At 50.2% G+C, this 1323-nt stretch carries 1 rRNA gene; it reads left to right on the forward strand.

Features of this window, described 5'->3' with window-relative positions:
* Positions 1 to 107 precede the first annotated feature (107 nt).
* Positions 108 to 1323, forward strand: a 23S ribosomal RNA gene (locus tag JCM10596_RS22745); the annotation flags it as partial.

Below are 1323 nucleotides of genomic sequence, written 5' to 3' on the forward strand. Positions count from 1 at the left end.
TTTGTTCCTTGAAAACTAGATAATAAGAAATGAGAAGCAAGTTTCATCGAGAAACTGAGCAATCTAGGATACAAACCGATTTAAACCTAGAATAGCAACAACCGTAAGGTTAAGCTAGAAAGGGCGCACGGTGGATGCCTAGGCGTTAGGAGCCGAAGAAGGACGGGACGAACACCGATATGCCTCGGGGAGCTGTAAGTAAGCATTGATCCGGGGATTTCCGAATGGGGGAACCCTCTACTCCTTATCGAGTAGAATCCATCTCTGAACACATAGGAGATGAGAAGGCAGACCAGGGGAACTGAAACATCTAAGTACCCTGAGGAAGAGAAAGCAAATGCGATTTCCTGAGTAGCGGCGAGCGAAACGGAAACAGCCCAAACCAGTAAGCTTGCTTACTGGGGTTGTAGGACGTCCCATACGGAGTTACAAAGGATGAGAGTAGACGAAGAGATCTGGAAAGATCGGCCAAAGAGTGTAACAGCCACGTAGTCGAAACTGTCATCCCTCCGGGACGGATCCTGAGTACGGCGGGACACGTGAAACCCCGTCGGAATCCGGGAGGACCATCTCCCAAGGCTAAATACTACCTAACGACCGATAGTGAACCAGTACCGTGAGGGAAAGGTGAAAAGCACCCCGGAAGGGGAGTGAAAGAGAACCTGAAACCGTGTGCCTACAAACAGTCGAAGCACAATTGATGTGTGACGGCGTGCCTTTTGTAGAATGAACCGGCGAGTTACGATTACGTGCGAGGTTAAGCTGAAGAGGCGGAGCCGCAGCGAAAGCGAGTCTGAATAGGGCGAAAGTACGTGGTCGTAGACCCGAAACCGTGTGATCTACCCATGTCCAGGGTGAAGTTCAGGTAACACTGAATGGAGGCCCGAACCCACGCACGTTGAAAAGTGCGGGGATGAGGTGTGGGTAGGGGTGAAATGCCAATCGAACTCGGAAATAGCTGGTTCTCCCCGAAATAGCTTTAGGGCTAGCCTCGGATGATGAGTATTGGAGGTAGAGCACTGATTGGACTAGGGGTCCCCACAGGATTACCGAATTCAGTCAAACTCCGAATGCCAAATACTTTAATCCGGGAGTCAGACTGCGAGTGCTAAGATCCGTAGTCAAAAGGGAAACAGCCCAGACCATCAGCTAAGGTCCCCAAGTATACGTTAAGTGGGAAAGGATGTGGAGTTGCACAGACAACCAGGATGTTGGCTTAGAAGCAGCCACCATTTAAAGAGTGCGTAATAGCTCACTGGTCGAGTGACTCTGCGCCGAAAATGTAACGGGGCTAAACGTATCACCGAAGCTATGGATTGCATC

Source organism: Caldalkalibacillus mannanilyticus JCM 10596 (assembly GCF_000615945.1).
GTDB classification, from domain to species: domain Bacteria; phylum Bacillota; class Bacilli; order Caldalkalibacillales; family JCM-10596; genus Bacillus_AT; species Bacillus_AT mannanilyticus.